The sequence below is a fragment of the Vibrio sp. 1978 genome, assembly GCF_033344345.1.
The window spans coordinates 1-2,201 of the sequence record NZ_JAWPOP010000070.1 but is presented as its reverse complement, the minus strand read 5'-3'; the positions used below and the strand labels follow the sequence as shown (position 1 = coordinate 2,201).

At 50.2% G+C, this 2,201-nt stretch carries 4 protein-coding genes; all 4 read left to right on the top strand.

Annotated elements, in window-relative coordinates; genetic code table 11:
- Nucleotides 1-727: class A beta-lactamase, subclass A2 (gene bla / locus R8N49_RS24435; RefSeq protein ID WP_318190136.1), on the top strand; the 727-nt coding region annotated here is incomplete at its 5' end.
- A 144-nt stretch (nt 728-871) separates the two neighbouring features.
- A complete protein-coding gene (gene aadB / locus R8N49_RS24430) occupies nt 872-1,405 on the top strand; it encodes an aminoglycoside nucleotidyltransferase ANT(2'')-Ia (protein ID WP_000381802.1) in 534 nt (177 codons plus the stop codon).
- 61 nt (nt 1,406-1,466) lie between these two features.
- On the top strand, nt 1,467-1,742 hold the full coding sequence (locus R8N49_RS24425) for a hypothetical protein (RefSeq protein ID WP_223847821.1): 276 nt from the start codon (nt 1,467-1,469) through the stop codon (nt 1,740-1,742).
- A 146-nt stretch (nt 1,743-1,888) separates the two neighbouring features.
- Nucleotides 1,889-2,201, top strand: a 313-nt coding sequence (locus tag R8N49_RS24420; RefSeq protein WP_318190137.1) for a GNAT family N-acetyltransferase, incomplete at its 3' end; no start/stop codon positions are given.

Here is a 2,201-nt window from a genome sequence, read left to right as displayed (position 1 = left end):
TAATAACGACTTCCATTGCCCGATGCAAAGCGTTATGAAATTTCCGATTGCTTTAGCCGTTTTGTCTGAGATAGATAAAGGGAATCTTTCTTTTGAACAAAAAATAGAGATTACCCCTCAAGACCTTTTGCCTAAAATGTGGAGTCCGATTAAAGAGGAATTCCCTAATGGAACAACTTTGACGATTGAACAAATACTAAATTATACAGTATCAGAGAGCGACAATATTGGTTGTGATATTTTGCTAAAATTAATCGGAGGAACTGATTCTGTTCAAAAATTCTTGAATGCTAATCATTTCACTGATATTTCAATCAAAGCAAACGAAGAACAAATGCACAAGGATTGGAATACCCAATATCAAAATTGGGCAACCCCAACAGCGATGAACAAACTGTTAATAGATACTTATAATAATAAGAACCAATTACTTTCTAAAAAAAGTTATGATTTTATTTGGAAAATTATGAGAGAAACAACAACAGGAAGTAACCGATTAAAAGGACAATTACCAAAGAATACAATTGTTGCTCATAAAACAGGGACTTCCGGAATAAATAATGGAATTGCAGCAGCCACTAATGATGTTGGGGTAATTACTTTACCGAATGGACAATTAATTTTTATAAGCGTATTTGTTGCAGAGTCCAAAGAAACTTCGGAAATTAATGAAAAGATTATTTCAGACATTGCAAAAATAACGTGGGATTACTATTTGAATAAATAAAAAACTACCGCTAACACTGGCTCATAGGCAATGGCGGGTTGAAGTGCAATTTGCAAAGTCGGTAGCCCGCCCGAGCGTTTTCTCGGTTTGACAGGAAAGGCTCACGCAAACCGCCACTGCCCATAGCCCAAACCGTTAGGCCGCATGGACACAACGCAGGTCACATTGATACACAAAATTCTAGCTGCGGCAGATGAGCGAAATCTGCCGCTCTGGATCGGTGGGGGCTGGGCGATCGATGCACGGCTAGGGCGTGTAACACGCAAGCACGATGATATTGATCTGACGTTTCCCGGCGAGAGGCGCGGCGAGCTCGAGGCAATAGTTGAAATGCTCGGCGGGCGCGTCATGGAGGAGTTGGACTATGGATTCTTAGCGGAGATCGGGGATGAGTTACTTGACTGCGAACCTGCTTGGTGGGCAGACGAAGCGTATGAAATCGCGGAGGCTCCGCAGGGCTCGTGCCCAGAGGCGGCTGAGGGCGTCATCGCCGGGCGGCCAGTCCGTTGTAACAGCTGGGAGGCGATCATCTGGGATTACTTTTACTATGCCGATGAAGTACCACCAGTGGACTGGCCTACAAAGCACATAGAGTCCTACAGGCTCGCATGCACCTCACTCGGGGCGGAAAAGGTTGAGGTCTTGCGTGCCGCTTTCAGGTCGCGATATGCGGCCTAACAATTCGTCCAAGCCGACGCCGCTTCGCGGCGCGGCTTAACTCAGGTGTTACCGCAGCGAAATGGCCGGGCTGGTCAAGCGGTACGGTGACGACCTCAGCAAGTGCGACTTTATCGCGGCCATGAAGCTGGCCAGCAAGGGCCGGGAGCCGGACGAGATCGGCAAGGCCATGGCCGAGGCCAGCCCCGCCATCATGGAGCGCAAGACGGGCCATGAGGCCGATTACATCAAGCGTACGGTGCAGAAGGTGATGGAGCTGCCGCAGGTGCAGGAGGCCCGCGCCGAGCTGGCGAAGCAGGCCGAGAAACAGCAGTACCGAGGGCCGACATTAGGATAAAACACTTGCATTAGAGCTAATGCCTGTTATGGTGTTAGCTCTAATGCGGAGGAAATATGAAAGACCAACACGACAAGCGTACCGGCAACCTGCTGGCCACCCCTAACGCTATACGACAGGCCCGCTTTGCCGAACAGCAGCGAGCCATGGGCCGCAAGGCCGCGAGCACCCCCCCCATAACTCTTCGCCTCATGACCGAGCGCGACCTGCCGATGCTCCATGATTGGCTCAACCGGCCGCACATCGTTGAGTGGTGGGGTGGTGACGAAGAGCGACCGACTCTTGATGAAGTGCTGGAACACTACCTGCCCAGAGCGATGGCGGAAGAGTCCGTAACACCGTACATCGCAATGCTGGGCGAGGAACCGATCGGCTATGCTCAGTCGTACGTCGCGCTCGGAAGCGGTGATGGCTGGTGGGAAGATGAAACTGATCCAGGAGTGCGAGGAATAGACCAGT